The sequence below is a fragment of the Micromonospora cynarisoli genome, from assembly GCF_030518815.1.
In the GTDB taxonomy this organism is placed as follows: Bacteria; Actinomycetota; Actinomycetes; order Mycobacteriales; family Micromonosporaceae; genus Micromonospora; species Micromonospora wenchangensis.
This window is the reverse complement of the sequence record NZ_CP130426.1, coordinates 1,419,382-1,438,300: the sequence shown is the minus strand read 5'-3', so window position 1 is coordinate 1,438,300 and position 18,919 is coordinate 1,419,382. Positions and strand designations below refer to the sequence as shown.

Genomic DNA, 18,919 nt, shown 5'->3' with positions numbered 1-18,919 from the left:
CGGACGACGAAAGGAGCCGGACCCGTGGCCCTCACCACGGTGCCCGGCCGGACCGGACGCACCGGTCCCGCCCGCCCCCGCGCCAAGCGGCGTCGGGGCGGGCGGGACCGGCACGCCGAAGGACTGGCGGGGTACGTATTCCTCTCGCCCTGGCTCATCGGACTGATGGGCGTCACGGCGATCCCCATGCTGCTCTCGCTCTGGCTGAGCTTCACCAACTACGACATCCTCACCCCGCTGTCCGAGGTGCGGTGGGTGGGGCTGGCCAACTACGAGCGGATGTTCACCGCCGACCCGTCGTACTGGCACGCGGTGCGGGTGACGGTGACCTTCGCCCTGGTGGCCGTACCGCTGAAGCTGGCCGCCGCCCTCGGGGTGGCGCTGCTGCTCAACAGGGCGTGGCGGGGGGTGGGCCTGTTCCGGGCGCTGTTCTATCTGCCGTCCCTGCTCGGCGGCAGCGTCGCGCTGGCCATCGTCTGGGTCAACATGTTCAACCGGGACGGCGCGTTCAACTCGTTCCTCGCGCTGTTCGGCATCGAGGGGCTGCCCTGGGTCAGCGACCCGGACTGGGCGTTGCAGACCCTGATGGTGCTGGCCATCTGGCAGTTCGGCGCACCCATGGTGATCTTCCTGGCCGGGTTGAAGCAGGTCCCCACCGAGCTGTACGAGGCCGCCTCCGTCGACGGCGCCGGCCGGTTCTCCCAGTTCTGGCACGTCACCCTGCCGATGCTCTCCCCGGTCATCTTCTTCAACCTGGTGCTGGAGACCATCAACGGCTTCCAGGGCTTCACCGCCGCCTTCGTGCTCAGCAACGGCACCGGCGGCCCGGTGGACTCCACCCTGATGTACACCCTGAAGCTCTACATCGCAGGCTTCACCGACCTGGAGATGGGCTACGCCTCCGCGATGGCCTGGGTGTTCCTGCTCGCGATCGGCCTGATCACCGTGGTCTTCTTCAGCACCGGGCGGTTCTGGGTGCACTACTCCGACGGGGAGCGGTGATGGCGGCGGTGACCTCGACGGCGCGGCGGCCCGGCCGTCGCCGACAGGGCGGCCGGCAGGCCGTACGGCTGCTGGTGCTGATCGTGATCGTGGCGGTGGTGCTCTACCCGCTGCTGTGGATGGTGGGCACCTCGGTCAAGTCGCAGGAGGAGATCGTCAACAACGTCGGCCTGCTGCCCGAGCGGTTCACCCCTGGCAACTTCACCGCCGGCTGGGGCAACTTCGACCTCAGCTTCGGCACGTTCTTCCTCAACAGCGCCATGGTCAGCCTGTTGACCGTGATCGGCAACGCGGTCTCCTGCCTGCTCGCCGCGTACGCCTTCGCCCGGTTGCGGTTCCGGCTGCGGGGGATCTGGTTCGCCGTCATGATCGGCACCCTGCTGCTCCCCGGCCACGTGCTGATCGTGCCCCAGTACATCCTGTTCCGCAGCCTCGGCCTGGTCGGCGGGGACTGGCCCTACCTGCCGCTGCTCATCCCGCAGTTCCTGGCCACCGAGGCGTTCTTCGTGTTCCTGATGGTGCAGTTCATGCGGGGCATCCCGCGCGAACTCGACGAGGCCGCCAAGATCGACGGTGCCAGCCCGTACGGCATCTTCCGGCACGTCATCCTGCCGCTGAGCCGCCCGGCGCTGGTCACCACCGCGATCTTCTCGTTCATCTGGACCTGGAACGACTTCTTCCGGCAACTGGTCTTCCTGTCCAGCCTGGACGACTACACGGTGCCTGTCGCGCTGACCCTGTTCATCGACTCCACCAGCCAGAGCGCGGTCGGCCCGATGTTCGCCATGTCGGTGCTGTCGCTGCTGCCGGTCTTCCTGTTCTTCCTGGCCTTCCAGCGGATGCTGGTCGAGGGCATCAACACCAGCGGGTTGAAGGGATGACCGCCGCACCGCTGGCGTCCGACGACGCCGTACCGGCCCGCCGGGACTGGCGGGACACCCTGCGCGACGCCACCGACCTGGCGCTGCTCGGGTTCGCCGTGACGCTGGCCGCGCTGCCGGTGCTCACCCTCGCCCCGGCCGTGGCCACCGCCAGCGCCGCCGTGCACGACCGGCTGACCCTCGGCGGCTGGCCCGACCTGCGCACCATGCTGTCCCGGTTCGGCCGGGCCCTGCCCACCGGGCTGGCCGCCAGCGCCGTCGGGTTGGCCGTCGCCGTCGCGCTCGGCGTCGACCTGGTCGCGCTGGCCACCGGCCGGGTGCCCGGGGGCGGCGTCGTGCTGGCCGGCACCGCCGTGGTCACCGCCGCCCTGGCCGGGTACGCCGGGCTGACCGTGGTGGCGATCGGCCGTACCGACGGGCGGGGCTGGCGGGCGGCGGCCCGGGTCGCCGCCCGGACCGGCCTGGCCCGGCCCGGGACCTGGGCGGCGGCCGGTGGGGTCTGCGCGGTGGCCGGGGTGTTGGGGATACTGGTCACCCCGGTGGCGGTGCCGATCCTGGCCGGCTATGCGTTGGCCGCCCTGCACGTGGTCGCCGCCCGCCGGTCCACCGCCCGGATGGAGGCACCGTGACCGGTCACCCCCACCCCGTGGCCGGCCCCGGCCCGGCCCCGACCCGCGCCGCCTGGCAACCGTCCGGGGCGGCCGTGCGGCCACGACGCTCCGCCACGGAACCGGGCGACGACGATCCCCGGCTGCACGTCGGCGACGTCGAGGTGGCCCGGTACGTGCTGCGCCCCGACCTGGACCCCCGGCACGGTCCCCGGCCCTACCTGCACCCGGTGCGGACGCTGGCCGGCACCCCGGTCACCGACGCCCTGCCCGCCGACCACGTCTGGCACCTCGGGGCGTCGCTGGCCGTGCAGGACGTCGACGGCACCAACCTGTGGGGCGGCCGGACGTACGTCCGCGACACCGGCTACACCTGGCGCGACGACCACGGTGTCATCGCGCACACGGGCTGGCGCGACCGCGCCCCGGACCTGCTGGCGCACGCGTTGCAGTGGCGTGACCGCGACGGCGGGGTGCTGCTCACCGAGCACCGCCGGCTCGCCGCGACCCCGGTGACCCCGGACGCCTGGGCGCTCGACGTCGACTACACCCTCACCGCCCCGGCCGGGCGCGACGTCCACCTGGGCAGCCCCGCCACCAACGGGCGGCCCGGCGGGGCTGGCTACGGCGGCTTCTTCTGGCGGGCCGTCGCCGACGGCGAGCCTGTCACGTTCACCGCCGACGCCGACGGCGAGCAGGCCGCCAACGGCAGCGCCGCCCGCTGGGTCGCGCTCACCGGGGTGGCGCCGGGCGGTGGGGCGTACACCCTGGTCTTCACCGGGCTGGGGCTCGGTGACCGGTGGTTCGTGCGGACGGCGATGTACCCGGGGGTCTGCGTCGCCTTCGCCTTCGACCGGCCGGCCGTGGTGCCCGCCGGTGGGCGGCGCACCGGCCGGCACCGGGTGCTGGTCGCCGACGGGGTACGCGACCGGGCCGGCGTCACCGCCCTGCTCGCCGCCGCGGGGCCGGAGTGACCGGCGGGACGTCGCCCGGCCCGGAGGTGGCCACCGTCGGCGAGTCGATGGTGGTGCTCGGCCCCGACCCGACCGGGCCGCTGGAGCGGGCCGACCGGCTGGGCGTCTCGGTCGGCGGCGCGGAGTCCAACGTGGCGTGCGCGCTCGCCGCGCTCGGCCACCACACGGCCTGGATCAGCCGGGTCGGCGACGACCCGTTCGGCCGGCGGGTCCGGCGGCACGTCGCCGCCACCGGGGTGGACACCAGCCTGGTCACCGTCGACCCGACCGCCCCGACCGGCGTCTACCTCAAGGACCCGACGCCCGACGGCACCGCCGTGCACTACTACCGCTCCGGGTCGGCGGCCTCCCGCCTGCACCCGGGGGTGCTTGACGATCCGGCGCTGGCCGGGGTCCGGCTGCTGCACCTGTCCGGGGTGACCGCCGCCCTCTCGCCGTCCTGCGCGGCCCTGGTCCGCCGGGCGGTCACCGACCGGCCGCTGCCCACCGCCCGGGTCACCTTCGACGTCAACCACCGGGCCCGGCTCTGGTCGGCGGCGACCGCCGCACCGGTGCTGCGCGGGCTCGCCGACGCCGCCGACGTGGTCCTGGTCGGCCTCGACGAGGCGTACACCCTGTGGGGCGTCACCGAGCCGACCGCCGTCCGTGACCTGCTGCCCGGCCCGGAACTGGTGGTGGTCAAGGACGCCGCCGTCGGGGCCACCGCGCTGCCCCGCGGCGCGGCGGCCGTCTTCGTGCCGGCGCTGCGGGTGCCCGTGCACGAGCCGGTCGGGGCCGGCGACGCCTTCGCCGCCGGCCTCCTGTCGGGGCTGCTGCGCGGCCTCGACCTGGATCGCTGCCTGCGGCTCGGGCACCTCTGCGCGGCCCCCGCCCTGACCGTCGCCGGCGACACCGCCCCGCCGCCGCGCCGGGCGCTGGCCGACCGGCTCCTCGCGCTGCCGGCGCAGGACTGGGCGAGCCTGGACCTGGTCGACGCCGGCCTGCTCCCCACCCCCGCCACCGGAAGGAACCGTCGATGACCGCGCACGACTTCGCCCCCCTTTTCGGCACCGCACGGGTGATGGTGATCCTGCGGGACCTGCCGCCGACGGAGACCGTCCGGCTCGCCGAACGGGCCTGGAACCTCGGCATCGACGTGGTCGAGGTGCCGATCCGCACCCCGGACGCCACGCTGTCCCTGCGGGCGGCGGTGGAGGCCGGCAAGGACCGGGGCCGCCGGGTCGGAGCCGGCACGGTGCGCACCCCGGCCCAGGTACGGCAGGCCGCCAGCGCCGGCGCGGCGTTCACCGTCGCCCCCGGGCTGGACCTGGCGGTGGCCGACGCGGCGGTCAGCTACGGCATCCCGCACCTGCCCGGGGTGGCCACCCCCACCGAGGCGCAGCTCGCGCTCGACCACGGACTGATCTGGCTCAAGGCGTTCCCGGCGGCCAGCCTCGGTCCCCAGTGGTTCACGGCGATGGCCGGCCCGCTGCCTGAGCTGCGGTTCGTGGCGACCGGCGGGATCGACGCGGGCAACGCCGCCGACTTCCTCGCCGCCGGGGTGCGGGTGGTGGCGGTGGGTTCGGCGCTGTCCGATCCCCGCCAGATCGACCGGCTCGCCGAGCTGGCTACGACCCCCGCCTGAGCCGGTGCCGCCCCCACCCGACCACCCGCCGTTTCGCCGGTCCGGTGCGGGCGGGTCAGACCGGGGCGGGGCCGAGGCTGTCCCGGACGACCAGGGTGGCCGGCAGCACCTCGACCCGGGACCTGTCGGCGGCCGGGCCCAGCGCCAGGGTCATCGCCCGCGCGCCCAGCTCCACCAGGGGCAGCCGGACGGTGGTCAGCGCCGGGGTGACGTCGGCGGCGACCGGCATGTCGTCGAAGCCGACCACCGACACCTGCCCGGGGACCGGCACGCCCCGGGCGCGCAGCAGGGTCAGCGCGCCGACGGCCATCGAGTCGTTCAACGCCACCAGCGCGGTCAGTCCGGGGACGGCGTCGAGCAGTTCACCGGCGGCGCGGGCGCCCCCGTCGCGGTCGAAGTCGGCGTACCGGACGCGTTCGGCGGGCAGCGGGTGGCCGCCCTCGGCGAGCGCGGCGCGCAACCCGTCGAGCCGGTCGGTGATGGTGGTCAGCACCTGCGGGCCGGCGACCACCCCGATCCGGGTGTGCCCCCGGCGCAGCAGTTCCGCGCCGAGCAGCCGACCACCGTCGGTGTTGGCCGGCATCACCGCGTCGCCCGGGTGCTCGTGCCGGCCGACCACCGCCACCCGGCCGCCCGTCGCCTCGTAGGCGGCCAGCTTCTCGGCGAGCCGGGCGGTGAAGGTGGCGTCGTGGTAGCCGGAGCCGGCCAGCACGATCGCGGCGACCTGCTGGGCACGCAGCATCTCCACGTACTCCAGCTCGCGTTCCGGGTCGCGGTAGCTGTTGCAGATGATGACGAGCCGGCCGTGGTCGGTGGCGACCCGTTGCAGCCCCCGGGTCAGCTCGGCGAAGTACGGGTCGGAGACGTCGTGCACCACCACGCCGACCACGCTGCGCTGCGGCCGGGCCAGCAGCTGGGCGTGCGCGTTGGGCACGTACCGCAGGTCGGCGACGGCCCGCAGCACCCGTTCGCGCAGCTCGTCGGCGACCGGTTTGCTGCTGCCGTTGATCACCCGGGAGGCGGTGGCGGGGGAGACTCCGGCGCGGCGGGCGACATCGGCCAGCGTCGCCATGGGCACCCCCGAAAGTGTCCGGGCCCGGTCGGGGCCGCACGGTAGCGGACAGGTTACCGCAACGGGCGACGGCGGCCCCTTGCCCGTGGTGGGGCGGCCACCTAGGCTGCTAGGAAAGCGCTTACCCATGCGATGTGCAAAGGGGAAGGACGACCATGACCCGAAGGTCGATCGGCATCATCGTCAACGGCGTCACCGGTCGGATGGGCTACCGCCAGCACCTGGTCCGCTCCCTGCTCGCCCTGCGCGAGCAGGGTGGCCTGGCGTTGGGCGACGGCACCCGGATCTGGCCCGAGCCGATCCTGGTCGGCCGGGACGAGACCCGGCTGCGGGCGGTCGCGGAACGGCACGGCCTCACCGACTGGACCACCGACCTCGCCGCCGCCCTCGCCCGCGACGACGCGGAGATCTACTTCGACGCCCAGGTGACCCAGCAGCGGGAGAAGGCCATCCGCCAGGCCATCGACGCCGGCAGGCACATCTACACCGAGAAGCCGCTCGCCGAGTCCAGCGCCGCCGCGTGGGAGCTGGTCCGGGCCGCCGACGCCGCCGGCATCCGCACCGGCGTCGTCCAGGACAAGCTCTTCCTCCCCGGGCTGCGCAAGCTCAAGCGGCTGATCGACGGCGGGTTCTTCGGCCGCATCCTCTCCGTCCGGGGCGAGTTCGGCTACTGGGTCTTCGAGGGCGACTGGCAGCCCGCCCAACGCCCCTCATGGAACTACCGCGCCGAGGACGGCGGCGGCATCGTGATGGACATGTTCCCGCACTGGCAGTACGTGCTGGAGGAGCTGTTCGCCCCGGTCCGGGCGGTCACCTGCGTCGCCGCCACGCACGTCCCGCAGCGCGTCGACGAGGCCGGCCGGCCCTACCCGGCCACCGCCGACGACGCCGCGTACGGCATCTTCGAACTCGACGGCGGGATCATCGCCGCGCTCAACTCGTCCTGGACCACCCGCGTGCACCGCGACGAACTGGTCGAGTTCCACGTCGACGGCACCGAGGGCAGCGCCGTCGCCGGGCTGCGCCGCTGCCGGGTCCAGCACCGGGCGGTCACCCCCAAACCGGTGTGGAACCCCGACCTGCCCGCCACCGAGGACTTCCGGGCCCAGTGGACCGAGGTGCCCGACAACGAGGAGTTCGACAACGGCTTCAAGGTGCAGTGGGAGGCGTTCCTGCGGCACGTCGTCACCGGCTCCCCGTTCGGCTGGGACTTCCTGGCCGGCGCACGCGGCGTGCAACTCGCCGAGCTGGGGCTGCGCTCGGCCCGGGAGGGCCGCCGGGTCGAGGTGCCGGAGCTGTCCCGGTGACGGCCGTCGTCCGGCTGCCCGACGGCGGCACCCACCGGCTACGCGGGGGCGCGGGCCACGGACGCCCCGCCGGCCCGTCGACCACCCGGACGGCGTACGCGGCGGCGCACGTCGTCGCCGACCCGCGCGCGGAGAACGTCCCGGGCGCCCCGGCCGCCGTCGACTGGGACCGCACCCTCGCCTTCCGGCGGCACCTCTGGTCGTACGGGCTGGGGGTGGCCGAGGCGATGGACACCGCCCAGCGCGGTGCGGGCCTGGACTATCCGGCCACCCGGGAGCTGATCCGGCGCAGCGCCGCCGAGGCAGGTGCGGTCGGCGGCCGGATCGTCGCCGGGGTCGCCACCGACCAGCTCCCACCCGGGCCGGCAACGGTGATCGAGGTGACCCGGGCGTACGCCGAGCAGCTCGCCGACGTCGCCGCCGCCGGCGCCCGCCCGGTGCTGATGTGCAGCCGGCACCTGGCCGCCGCCGCCACCGGCCCCGACGACTACCTGCGGGTGTACGACGACCTGCTCACCGCCGCCGACCAGCCGGTGGTGCTGCACTGGCTCGGCGACATGTTCGACCCGGCGCTGACCGGCTACTGGGGCTCGACCGACCTCGACGAGGCCACCGAGACGGTGCTGCACCTGGTCAAACAGCACCAGGGCAGGGTCGACGGGATCAAGGTGTCCCTGCTCGACGCCGACCGGGAGGTCGCGTTGCGCCGCCGCCTGCCCGCCGGGGTGCGCCTCTACACCGGTGACGACTTCCACTACCCGGAGCTGATCCGGGGCGACGAGCAGGGCCACTCCGACGCCCTGCTCGGCGTCTTCGCGGCCATCGCGCCGGCCGCCGCCGCCGCGCTCGCCGCCCTCGACGCCGGTGACCTGGACCGCTACGACGCGGTGTTCGCCCCGACCCTGCCGCTGGCCCGGCACCTGTTCGCCGCGCCGACCTGGTTCTACAAGACCGGCATCGTGTTCCTGGCCTGGCTGGCCGGGCACCAGGAGCACTTCACCATGCTGGCCGGGCAGCAGTCCGGCCGGTCCCCGGCGCACCTGGCCCGGCTGCTCGTCCTCGCCGACGCCGCCGGGCTGCTGCCCGACGCCGACCTGGCCGCCGCGCGGGCCCGGGCCTACTTCACCGTGGCCGGGGTGGCCCAGTGACCGCCCCCACGCCGTCCGGTGCCGGCCCGAGACCGCCCGACGAGGCGGCCCGGGTGGTGGCGACGCCGGGGCTGGAACGGTTCTCGTTCAACCAGGCCACCGCCCAGCACTGGCCGCTGGAGGCGGCCGTCGCCGGCTGCGCGGCGGCCGGGGTGCCCGGCATCGGCCTGTGGCGGGAACCCGTCCAGGAGTACGGGCCCGACCGGGCCGCCAAGCTGGTCCGCGCCGCCGGGCTGACCGTCACCTCACTGTGCCGGGGCGGGTTCTTCACCACCCCCGACTGGTGGGACGAGAACCGGCGGGCCATCGAGGAGGCGGCCACCCTCGGCACCCGGGAGCTGGTGCTGGTCTCCGGTGGACTCCCACCGGGCAGCCGTGACGTCGACGGGGCCCGCCGGCAGGTCGCCGACGCCGTCGCCGCGCTCGTCGACGAGGCCACGGCAGCCGGGGTACGCCTCGCCATCGAACCGCTGCACCCGATGTTCAGCGCCGACCGGTGCGTCGTCGCCACCCTCGGCCAGGCCCTCGACATCGCCGAACGGTTCGACCCCGCCGTGGTCGGCGTGGTGGTGGACACCTACCACGTCTGGTGGGACGACACGGTGTACGCGCAGATCGCCCGGGCCGGCGGGAGGATCGCCGCGTTCCAGGCGGCGGACTGGGTGACCCCGCTGCCGGAGGGGGTGCTGCTCGGTCGGGCGCTGCCCGGCGAGGGCTGTGTGGAGCTGCGCCGGCTGCGCGAGGCGGTCGACGCCGCCGGGTACTCCGGGCCGGTCGAGGTCGAGGTGTTCCAGGCGGCGCTCTGGTCCCGCCCCGGCCCGGACATCCTCACCGCCACCATCGACGCCTACCTGGCCCACGTGTCCTGAGCGGACCGTGAGCGGGGACTGCTGCGGGATCCGGGCGGCCCGTCGTCGCGGGGGCCCGGTCGACCGCCGGGGTAGCGGGAGGGCAGGCACCCCAGCGGTGGACAGGCATACCGGTCGGTGGCACATCGCGCCCCACCGCAGGCCGGTGGCGGTGGGGAGGAGCCAGGGCTGGGCGAGCAGCAGGCTGGCCTCGCCGACCGGTGCCGCGCCATCGTCGTCCGGCCGTGCCGCTGCGGTAAGGAGCACATTGCGCTTGTGGCCGTGACGAAAGCGGTGTGAGATCAAGCGGTGGGACGTCGGGGTCGGCCGGGACACACCGGGCCGGGGGAACGGCCACACGGGAAAGTGACGCCACAGGAAGAGGACCGCGCGCCGTGAACACCGCGACCGAGAACCGAACCGTCCCGCCCGGTGTGGTACGGGCCGCCCGCAACGGTGTCGCGGTGGTCTTCGCCCTCAACGGCCTCGCCGTGGCCACCTGGTTCTCCCGGATCCCGGCGGTCCGCGACGCGCTCGGGCTCAGCGCCGGCCGGCTCGGACTGCTGCTACTGGCCATGTCCGGGGGCGCGGTGCTGGCGCTGACCACCGCCGGCCTGGTGACCCAGCGGCTCGGGCCGGCCCGCACCGTCGCCACCTCGACCGTGCTGGTGGCGGTCGGGCTGGTCGGGGTGGGTGTCGCCGCACCGCTCGGCTCGCTGCCCGGCGTCGCGGTCGGCCTGTTCGCCCTCGGCTACGGCTCCGGCACCTGCGACGTGGGGATGAACGTCGAGGGCGCGGCGGTGGAGAAACGGCTCGGCCGCACCATCCTGCCCCGCTTCCACGCCGCCTGGAGCCTCGGCTCGGTGGCCGGCGCCGGGCTCGGCGCGGGCGCGGCCCGGCTCGGCGTGCCGATCACCGTGCACCTGGCGGTGCTGGCGGCGGTGGTGCTCGGCGGCACCCTGCTGGGGGCGCGCAACTTCCTGCCCACCCCGGCCGCCTCGACCGCCGACGGCGCCGCGTCGACCCGCCGGGGTGGCCTGCTCGCGGCCTGGCGGGAGCCGCGCACCCTGCTCATCGGCGCGCTGGTGCTGGTCATGGCGTTCACCGAGGGCAGCGCCAACGACTGGCTGGCGGTCGCCTTCGTCGACGGCTACGGGGTCAGCGAGGCCGCCGGGGCCGCCGCCTTCGGGGTCTTCGTCGCCGGTATGACCATCGGCCGGACCGCCGGCACCGTGGCCATCGACCGTTGGGGCCGGGTGCCGGTGCTGATCGGCACGATCCTGCTGGCCGCCGCCGGCTCCCTGCTGGCGGTGCTGGCCGGCTCCGGGCCGCTCGCCGTCGTCGGCGTGGTCCTCTGGGGGCTCGGCGCGTCGCTCGGCTTCCCGGTCGGGATGAGCGCCGCCGCCGACGACGAGGAACGCGCCCCCGCCCGGGTCAGCGTCGTCGCGGTGCTCGGCTACACGTCGTTCCTGGCCAGCCCGCCGCTGCTCGGCCTGCTCGGCGACCACATCGGCATCCTGCACGCCCTGCTGGTGGTGCCGGTGCTGCTGATCCCCACCCTGGCGCTGGTGCCGGCGACCCGTCCGCCGGCCGGCACCGGCCCGCAGCACTCCGCCGGTCCGGTACCGGAAAACTGACAGGCGTCGGCCCCGCCGGTATCGGGTGCGCGGCCGTTCCCCGGTGCCGCCGCCGCGTTCTACGTCCCACCCCCGACGAACCGGCCGCCCTCGACCGGCGGTGAACGGGCCGCTCAGCCGGCTGTCACCGGGCTCGCAGCGCCCACCCAGGTGGGGGTGCTCCACTGGAGGGACGCCGAGGAGAGGAACGGGCAGATGGGCTGGTTCAGCCGGCGGCCCCGGGCCGACGAGGGCATCCCGACCAAGCTCGACCGGGAGGCCACCCGGGACGACCTGACCGCGTTGGCGGACTTCGTGGCCGCCCACCGGGGGGTGGAGTTCTATCTCGAACCCGAGACGACCGCCACCGACACCACGGTGGTGGCGATCGCGCACGACGGGGAGTGGATCCGCCGCCGCACCGGCTCCCCCCGTACGGCGGCGAAACTGGCCCACCGGCACGCGGTGCCCCTCTACGAGGCGGCGAAGACCGGATACCCGGAGCGGATGCGGGCCTGGAACCGGGCCCACCCCGAGCGTCGCCTCCGCTGACCCCTCAGCCCGACAGCGTCCGGGAGAGGTGTCCCGACCACCGGGCAACGGGCCGTCCGGACCAGCTCCGCGCCGGCCGGTGGGCGGACGCGGACCCTCTCGGGCGGGTGGCCGGCGGCCTCGCCACGGGGGTCGATCGGTGCCGTCGTGGGGCCGTTGGCCGCCGTTGACCTCGGGGTGAGGAGTGTGGCAGCATTCGCGGCCTGACGGCAGTGAAGGAAGTCGGTGCGACTCCGACGCGGTCCCGCCACTGTCACCGGGGAGCGATCCCCCCTCGTGGGTCACGACCGTGCGTGCACGGTTGGAAGGCCGGGGGTGAGCGTCGATCCGGGAGCCAGGATACTTCGGCCGTCGGAGAACCCCAGGGCGTGGACACCCGAGGAGGACCCCGATGACGCGCAGCGTCACTGCCGACCCGATGACGGTCGGTGATTCCCGCATCGCCGTCGAGCCCGCGCCGCCGCGTGCCCCCACCCCCTCCGCCGTCCCCGGCCGTCGTCGGGGCGGTCGGCCTGCCACGTACCGCTGACGGACGGTCCGGGTGCCCCGCCGTCGGCGGGGCGCGTCGTACCTCCGCCGCTGACCGACGTCCCTCCCGCCCCGCTCGGCCCGGCCCCGTCGTCGAGCCGGACGTCACTCTCCGGAGCTGAACGTGCGCATCCTGCTGCTGTCGACCGCCGACACCGATCTGCTCGCCGCCCGCGCCAGCGCCGCCGACTACCGCCTCGCCAACCCCACCCGGGTCGACGTGGCCGCCGTGCCGGCCCTGCTCGACGGGGTCGACCTGGCCGTCGTACGGCTGCTCGGCGGGCGGCAGGCGTGGCCGGACGGCCTCGCGGCGGTGCTCGGCTCCGGGGTCCCCACGATCGTGCTCGGCGGCGAGGCGGTGCCCGACGCGGAGCTGATGGCGGCCTCCACGGTGGCCTCCGGGGTGGCCACCGAAGCGCTGTCCTACCTGGTCGAAGGGGGTGCGGAGAACCTCGCCCAGCTCGCCCGGTTCCTGTCCGACACGGTCCTGCTCACCGGTGAGGGCTTCGACCCGCCCACCCCCACCCCGCCGTACGGCATCCTCGACCACCGCCGCCCGACCACCACGGTCGACCAGGCGGACCCGGCGGCCGGGCGGCAGGACGGCGGGCGGCCCACGGTGGGGATCGTGTTCTACCGGGCGCACGCGCTGGCCGGCAACACCGGTTTCGTGCAGACCCTGGCCGACGCGGTCGACGCGGCCGGCGGCGAGCCGCTGCCGATCTTCTGCGGCTCGCTGCGCGGGCTCACCCCCGGCAACGGGCCGCTGGACCTCTTCGCCCGCTGCGACGCGCTCGTCGTCACCGTCCTCGCCGCCGGGGGGACGGTCGCCGCCGACGCCTCCGGCGGGGGAGACGAGGACGCCTGGGACGTCGGCGCGCTCGCCGCCCTCGACGTGCCGGTGATCCAGGCGCTCTGCCTGACCAGCACCCGGGAGCAGTGGGCGGCAAGCGACGCCGGGCTGTCCCCGCTGGACGCGGCCATGCAGGTGGCCATCCCCGAGTTCGACGGCCGGATCGTCACCGTGCCGTTCTCGTTCAAACGGATCGACGCCGACGGGCTGTCGGTCTACGCCGCCGACGCCGAGCGGGCCGCCCGGGTCGCCGGGATCGCCGTCCGGCAGGCCCGGCTGCGGCACCTGCCCAACTCCGGCAAGCGGGTGGCGATCGTGCTCAGCTCCTACCCGACGAAGCACTCCCGGGTCGGCAACGCCGTCGGCCTGGACACCCCCGCCTCGGCGGTCCGCCTGCTCGCCGCCCTCGCCGCCGACGGATACCACCTCGGCGACGCGCCACCGCCCACCGACGGGGACGCGCTGATCCACGCGCTGATCGCCGCCGGGGGCCACGACGTCGAGTGGCTCACCCCGGAACAGTTGGCCGCCGCCGAGGCCCGGGTGCCGGGGGAGACCTACCGGCGTTGGTTCGACCAGGTGCCGGTCGACCTGCGGGACCGGATGCGGGAACACTGGGGTGAGCCACCCGGCCAGCTCTACACCGACGACGGGGACATCGTCCTGGCCGGGCTGCGGTTCGGCAACGTCACCCTGCTGATCCAGCCGCCGCGCGGCTTCGGCGAGAACCCGATCGCCATCTACCACGACCCCGACCTGCCGCCCAGCCACCACTACCTCGCCGCGTACCGGTGGCTGGCCGCGCCGGTCGGCGACGGCGGCTTCGGCGCCGACGCGGTGGTGCACCTCGGCAAGCACGGCACCCTGGAATGGCTGCCCGGCAAGGGCCTCGGCCTGGCCGCCGACTGTGCCCCCGACGCCGTCCTCGGTGACCTGCCGCTGGTCTACCCGTTCATCGTCAACGACCCCGGCGAGGGCACCCAGGCCAAGCGGCGGGCGCACGCCGTGGTGGTCGACCACCTGGTGCCCCCGATGGCCCGCGCCGAGACCTACGGCGAACTGGCGAAACTCGAACAACTGCTGGACGAGTACGCCACCGTGCAGGCCCTCGACCCGGCGAAGGTGCCGGTGGTCCGGGGGCAGATCTGGGAGCTGGTGCGCGCCGCCGAACTCCACCACGACCTGCACACCGAGGCGATGCCCGCCGCCGACGACTTCGACGACTTCGTGCTGCACCTCGACGGCTACCTGTGCGAGGTCAAGGACGTGCAGATCCGCGACGGGCTGCACGTCCTGGCCGGGGTGCCCACCGGTGAGGCCCGGGTCAACCTCGTCCTGGCCGTGCTGCGCGCCCCGCAGGTGTGGGGCGGCAGCCGCGCCCTGCCCGGCCTGCGGCAGGCCCTCGCCGCCGGCTACGGCCTCGACGAGCAGGCGCTGCTCGCCGAGCCCGGGGCGCGGGCGGCGGTGCCGGCGGCGCTGACCGACGTCGTCGACGGGCCGGCGGTCACCGCCGCCGACGCGGTGGACCTGATCGAGGCGCTGGCCCGACGGCTCGTCCTCGGCATGGAGACCCTCGGCTGGGAGCCCGACCGCGCCGACGCGGTGGTCACGGAGGTGACCGGCCGGTCCTGCCCCGACGCGGCCGAGGTGCTGCGGTTCGCCGCCCGCGAGGTGGTGCCCCGGCTGGACCGCACCACCGACGAGATCACCAACACCCTCGGCGCGCTCGCCGGCCGGTTCGTGCCGCCCGGACCGTCCGGGTCGCCCACCCGGGGGCTGGTCAACGTGCTGCCCACCGGCCGAAACTTCTACTCCGTCGACCCGAAGGCGATTCCCAGCCGCAACGCCTGGGACGTCGGGGTGGCGCTGGCCGACTCGCTGCTCGCCCGCTATCTCGCCGACACCGGGGAGTACCCGCGTTCGGTCGGGCTGACCGTGTGGGGCACCAGCGCCATGCGTACCCAGGGCGACGACATCGCCGAGGTGCTGGCCCTGCTCGGCTGCCGGCCGGTGTGGGACGACCGGTCGCGGCGGGTCACCGGCGTCGAGGTGGTGCCGGTGGCGGAACTGGGCCGGCCCCGGGTCGACGTCACGGTCCGCATCTCCGGCTTCTTCCGCGACGCGTTCCCGCACGTCGTCGCCCTCCTCGACGACGCGGTACGGCTGGTCGCCGCCCTCGACGAGCCGGCCGGGGACAACTACCTGCGCGCGCACGTGGCCGCCGACCTCGCCACGCACGGCGACGAGCGGCGGGCCACCGCCCGGATCTTCGGCTCCAAACCCGGGGCGTACGGGGCGGGGCTGCTGCCGCTGATCGACGCCCGGAACTGGCGCACCGACGCCGACCTGGCCGAGGTGTACGCCGTCTGGGGCGGCTACGCCTACGGCCGGGGCCTGGACGGGCGGGAGGCGCGGGCCGACATGGAACGCTCCTTCGCCCGGATCGCGGTGGCGGCGAAGAACCAGGACACCCGCGAGCACGACATCGTCGACTCCGACGACTACTTCCAGTACCACGGCGGGATGGTGGCGATGGTGCGTCACCTCACCGGGGCTGCCCCGGCCGCGTACGTGGGCGACTCGGCGATGCCGCACGACGTGCGCACCCGCACCCTCGGTGAGGAGACCCGGCGGGTGTTCCGGGCGAGGGTGGTCAACCCGAAGTGGATCGCGGCGATGCGCCGGCACGGCTACAAGGGCGCGTTCGAGCTGGCCGCCACCGTGGACTACCTGTTCGGCTACGACGCCACCGCCGGGGTCGTCGACGACTGGATGTACGAGCGCCTCGCCGAGGCGTACCTGTTCGACGGGCAGACCCGGGAGTTCCTGGAGCGGTCCAACCCGTGGGCGCTGCGCGGCATCACCGAACGGCTCCTGGAGGCCGCCGAACGCGGCCTGTGGGCCGCCCCCGACCCCACCACCCTGGACCGGCTGCGGGAGACGTACCTGGCCACCGAGGGCGACCTGGAGGAACGTCAGTGAGCGCGAGGAGTGAGCCGGGTTTGCGAGCCCCGCAGTCGCGAACGGGGGTGGCTCAGTGAGCGGGTTTCCCTTCTCGGCCGTGCTCGGGATGGACGACATGCGGCTGGCGCTGCTGCTCAACGCGGTCAGCCCGGCGATCGGCGGGGTGCTGGTGCGGGGCGAGAAGGGCACCGCCAAGTCCACCGCCGTGCGGGCGCTGGCCGCCCTGCTTCCGCCGGTGGACCGGGTCGCCGGGTGCCGGTTCGGTTGTGACCCGGCCGCCCCCGACCCGACCTGCCCGGACGGCCCGCACCCGGCCGCCGCCGGGCACGACGACCCGGCCGCCGCTCCGGTGGAGCGCCGCCCGGCCCGGCTGGTGGAGCTGCCGGTCGGCGCCGCCGAGGACCGGGTGGTCGGCTCCCTCGACCTGGAGAAGGCCCTCGCCGAGGGGGTACGCGCCTTCGAGCCGGGCCTGCTCGCCGCCGCCCACCGGGGGGTGCTCTACGTCGACGAGGTGAACCTGCTCCACGACCACCTGGTCGACCTGCTCCTGGACGCCGCAGCGATGGGCCGCTGCCACGTCGAGCGGGAGGGGGTCTCGGTCAGTCACGCCGCCCGGTTCCTGCTGGTCGGCACGATGAACCCGGAGGAGGGTGAGCTGCGTCCGCAACTGCTCGACCGGTTCGGGCTCACCGTCGAGGTGGCGGCCAGCCGTGATCCGGTGGTCCGGGTGGAGGTGGTGCGTCGTCGGCTCGCCGCCGACGCGGACCCGGCCGGGTTCGCCGCCCGGTGGGCCGCCGCCGACGCCGAGGTGGCCGCCCGGGTGGCCGCCGCCCGGGACCGGCTCGACGGGGTGCTGCTGCCCGACGGCGCGTTGCGGCAGATCGCCGAGGTGTGCGCCGCGTTCGACGTGGACGGGATGCGCGCCGACATCGTCACCGCCCGGACCGCCGTCGCGCACGCCGCCTGGCAGGGCCGGGACCGGGTGACCGCCGACGACGTCCGGGTCGCCGCCCGGCTGGCCCTGCCGCACCGCCGTCGCCGTGACCCGTTCGACACCCCGGGCCTGGACGAGAAGCGCCTCGACGAGGCGTTGCAGCGGGCCCGCGACGAGCATCCCGACGACGATCCACCGGACACCGGCTCGAGCGGTCCGGGCGACCCCGGCGGCCCGGACGGTGCCGGCGGTCCGGGTGGTCCCTCGGCGGGCGGCCCCGGCGGCGGGTCGGGGCCGCAGCCACCGGACACGGCCGGTGGGCCGCAGGACGCCGCCGGACCGCCGGGCCACGACGACCCGCGCGCCCGGACCGGTCCGACCTTCCCGCCGGCCGTGGACGACAGGTGGCCGGACCGCGCCGCCGACGGCGGGTCGGACGGCGGGCACCGCGCCGACGGCCGGTCGGGACGCCCCGACGACGGGGCGGCCGAGCAGGCCGGTGCCCGTCCCGGGCGACCCGGCCAAGGCGACACCGCGAACCCGGGTGACCCGGCGGGTGCCGGCTCGGTGGCCGTACCGCAGCGGGGGTTGACGGCCCGGCTGTTCACCGCACCGGGGGTCGGTGACGGGGTGCCCGGCCGGCGCTCCCGGGCCCGGACCGGGCGCGGGCGGACCACCGGGGCGCGGGTGCCCGCCGGCCGGCCGGCCGCGGTGCACCTGCCGGCGACCCTGCGCGCCGCCGCCCCGCACCAGGCCGGCCGGGGCCGGTGCGGCGGGCGGCTGCTGCTGCGCCCCGACGACCTGCGGGAGGCGGTCCGCGAGGGCCGCGAGGGCAACCTGGTGCTGTTCGTCGTCGACGCCAGCGGCTCGATGGGCGCGCGGCAGCGGATGTCGGCGGTCAAGGGTGCGGTGCTGGCCCTGCTCACCGACGCCTACCAGCGGCGGGACACGGTGGCGGTGATCGCCTTCCGGGGTGCCGGGGCGCAGGTGCTGCTGCCGGCGACCTCCTCGGTGCTGGCCGCGTCGGCGCGGCTGGCCGAGTTGCCCACCGGCGGGCGTACCCCGCTGGCGGAGGGGCTGCTCGCCGCCGCCGACCTGCTACGGGTGCAGCGGCTGCGGGACCCGCGACGGCGTCCGCTGGTGCTGGTCGTCACCGACGGTCGGGCCACCGCCGGGCACCGGCCGCTGGAGCGGTCGGCGCGCGCGGCGGCCGTGCTCGCCGCCACCGGCGCGCCCTGCGTCGTGGTGGACTGTGAGTCCGGCCCGGTGCGGCTGCACCTGGCCCACCGGCTGGCCGGTCAACTCGGCGCGGCCCACCACCGGCTGGACACGGTCACCGCCGACCCGTTGGCCGGGCTCGCCACCGTCGGAGCGAATCGGAGCGTGCGCTGATGCCGCAGGGAAAGCCGGAACACGTCCCCGCCGACGGGTTGACCACCCGGCAGCGGCGGCACCGCCCGTTGACCATCGTGCACACCGGGCAGATGAAGGGAAAGTCGACGGCCGCGTTCGGGCTGGCGCTACGGGCCTGGACGGCCGGGCTGCCGATCGGGGTGTTCCAGTTCGTCAAGAGCGCCAAGTGGCGGGTGGGCGAGGAGAACGCCTTCCGGGCGCTGGGTCAGGTGCATGCCGACACCGGGCAGGGCGCGCCGGTCGCCTGGCACAAGATGGGCGAGGGCTGGTCGTGGATCCAGCGCGGCGGCGACGCCGACCACGCCGCCGACGCCCTGGAGGGCTGGCGGCAGATCCAGCGTGACCTGGCCGCCCAGCGCTACGGCCTGTACGTCCTCGACGAGTTCACCTACCCGATGAAGTGGGGCTGGGTGGACGTCGACGAGGTGGTCCACACCCTCACCCACCGGCCCGGCTTCCAGCACGTGGTGATCACCGGCCGGGACGCCGACCCGCGACTGGTCGAGGCGGCCGACCTGGTCGCCGAACTGACCAAGGTCAAGCATCCGATGGACGCCGGCCAGAAGGGCCAGAAGGGCATCGAGTGGTGACCGGA

General features: G+C 75.3%; 14 protein-coding genes, 1 pseudogene and 1 riboswitch. Of the genes and pseudogenes, 14 read left to right on the top strand and 1 reads right to left on the bottom strand.

The features are described from left to right. The first annotated feature begins 24 nt into the window (after positions 1-24). From Q2K16_RS06045 to Q2K16_RS06020, 6 genes are read left to right on the top strand one after another with little or no spacing between them, the layout of a single operon-like run. Positions 25-1,002 (top strand): carbohydrate ABC transporter permease, encoded by a 978-nt coding sequence (locus tag Q2K16_RS06045; protein ID WP_302744051.1) that lies wholly within the window; start codon positions 25-27, stop codon positions 1,000-1,002. Then, positions 1,002-1,883, top strand: coding sequence for a carbohydrate ABC transporter permease (locus Q2K16_RS06040; RefSeq protein WP_302744049.1), 882 nt, complete (start codon positions 1,002-1,004; stop codon positions 1,881-1,883). The genes Q2K16_RS06045 and Q2K16_RS06040 overlap by 1 nt, the downstream gene beginning before the upstream one ends. Continuing rightward, positions 1,880-2,512, top strand: coding sequence for a hypothetical protein (locus Q2K16_RS06035; RefSeq protein WP_302744048.1), 633 nt, complete (start codon positions 1,880-1,882; stop codon positions 2,510-2,512). The genes Q2K16_RS06040 and Q2K16_RS06035 overlap by 4 nt, the downstream gene beginning before the upstream one ends. Continuing rightward, positions 2,509-3,465, top strand: a complete 957-nt coding sequence (locus Q2K16_RS06030) for a DUF6807 domain-containing protein (RefSeq protein ID WP_302744047.1) — start codon at positions 2,509-2,511, stop codon at positions 3,463-3,465. The genes Q2K16_RS06035 and Q2K16_RS06030 overlap by 4 nt, the downstream gene beginning before the upstream one ends. Then, the gene (locus Q2K16_RS06025) at positions 3,462-4,484 is read left to right on the top strand and encodes a sugar kinase (RefSeq protein ID WP_302744046.1); all 1,023 of its coding nucleotides are present in this window, start codon (positions 3,462-3,464) and stop codon (positions 4,482-4,484) included. The genes Q2K16_RS06030 and Q2K16_RS06025 overlap by 4 nt, the downstream gene beginning before the upstream one ends. Further along, positions 4,481-5,089, top strand: a complete 609-nt coding sequence (locus Q2K16_RS06020; RefSeq protein WP_302744045.1) for a bifunctional 4-hydroxy-2-oxoglutarate aldolase/2-dehydro-3-deoxy-phosphogluconate aldolase — start codon at positions 4,481-4,483, stop codon at positions 5,087-5,089. Before Q2K16_RS06025 ends, Q2K16_RS06020 begins: the two co-directional genes overlap by 4 nt. A gap of 55 nt (positions 5,090-5,144) precedes the next feature. Here the strand turns inward: Q2K16_RS06020 and Q2K16_RS06015 are convergent, their stop codons facing one another. Then, complete coding sequence (locus tag Q2K16_RS06015; protein ID WP_302746386.1) at positions 5,145-6,161, bottom strand: LacI family DNA-binding transcriptional regulator; 1,017 nt, start codon at positions 6,159-6,161, stop codon at positions 5,145-5,147. A 155-nt stretch (positions 6,162-6,316) separates the two neighbouring features. On the opposite strand from Q2K16_RS06015, the gene Q2K16_RS06010 reads away from it, so the two are divergent. The 8 genes and pseudogenes from Q2K16_RS06010 (at position 6,317) to cobO (ending at position 18,914) form a co-directional block, all read left to right on the top strand. Further along, complete coding sequence (locus tag Q2K16_RS06010; RefSeq protein WP_302744044.1) at positions 6,317-7,468, top strand: Gfo/Idh/MocA family protein; 1,152 nt, start codon at positions 6,317-6,319, stop codon at positions 7,466-7,468. Continuing rightward, positions 7,465-8,616 (top strand): dihydrodipicolinate synthase family protein, encoded by a 1,152-nt coding sequence (locus tag Q2K16_RS06005; protein ID WP_302744042.1) that lies wholly within the window; start codon positions 7,465-7,467, stop codon positions 8,614-8,616. Before Q2K16_RS06010 ends, Q2K16_RS06005 begins: the two co-directional genes overlap by 4 nt. A gap of 71 nt (positions 8,617-8,687) precedes the next feature. Next, positions 8,688-9,485: a sugar phosphate isomerase/epimerase family protein gene (locus tag Q2K16_RS06000; protein ID WP_302746385.1), complete on the top strand. Its 798-nt coding sequence runs from the start codon at positions 8,688-8,690 to the stop codon at positions 9,483-9,485. Positions 9,486-9,859: 374 nt separating this feature from the next. Next, on the top strand, positions 9,860-11,101 hold the full coding sequence (locus tag Q2K16_RS05995; RefSeq protein ID WP_302744041.1) for an MFS transporter: 1,242 nt from the start codon (positions 9,860-9,862) through the stop codon (positions 11,099-11,101). A 195-nt stretch (positions 11,102-11,296) separates the two neighbouring features. Beyond that, positions 11,297-11,632: a hypothetical protein gene (locus Q2K16_RS05990; protein WP_194823335.1), complete on the top strand. Its 336-nt coding sequence runs from the start codon at positions 11,297-11,299 to the stop codon at positions 11,630-11,632. 215 nt (positions 11,633-11,847) lie between these two features. Then, positions 11,848-11,977, top strand: a riboswitch (cobalamin riboswitch). Positions 11,978-12,284: 307 nt separating this feature from the next. Beyond that, positions 12,285-15,995, top strand: a complete 3,711-nt coding sequence (gene cobN, locus Q2K16_RS05985; protein ID WP_302744040.1) for a cobaltochelatase subunit CobN — start codon at positions 12,285-12,287, stop codon at positions 15,993-15,995. Beyond that, positions 15,992-18,303 (top strand): annotated as a pseudogene (locus tag Q2K16_RS05980) (putative cobaltochelatase). The gene cobN and the pseudogene Q2K16_RS05980 overlap by 4 nt, the downstream one beginning before the upstream one ends. Further along, the gene (cobO, locus tag Q2K16_RS05975) at positions 18,303-18,914 is read left to right on the top strand and encodes a cob(I)yrinic acid a,c-diamide adenosyltransferase (RefSeq protein WP_302744039.1); all 612 of its coding nucleotides are present in this window, start codon (positions 18,303-18,305) and stop codon (positions 18,912-18,914) included. Before Q2K16_RS05980 ends, cobO begins: the two are co-directional and overlap by 1 nt. The last annotated feature ends 5 nt before the right edge of the window (positions 18,915-18,919 follow it).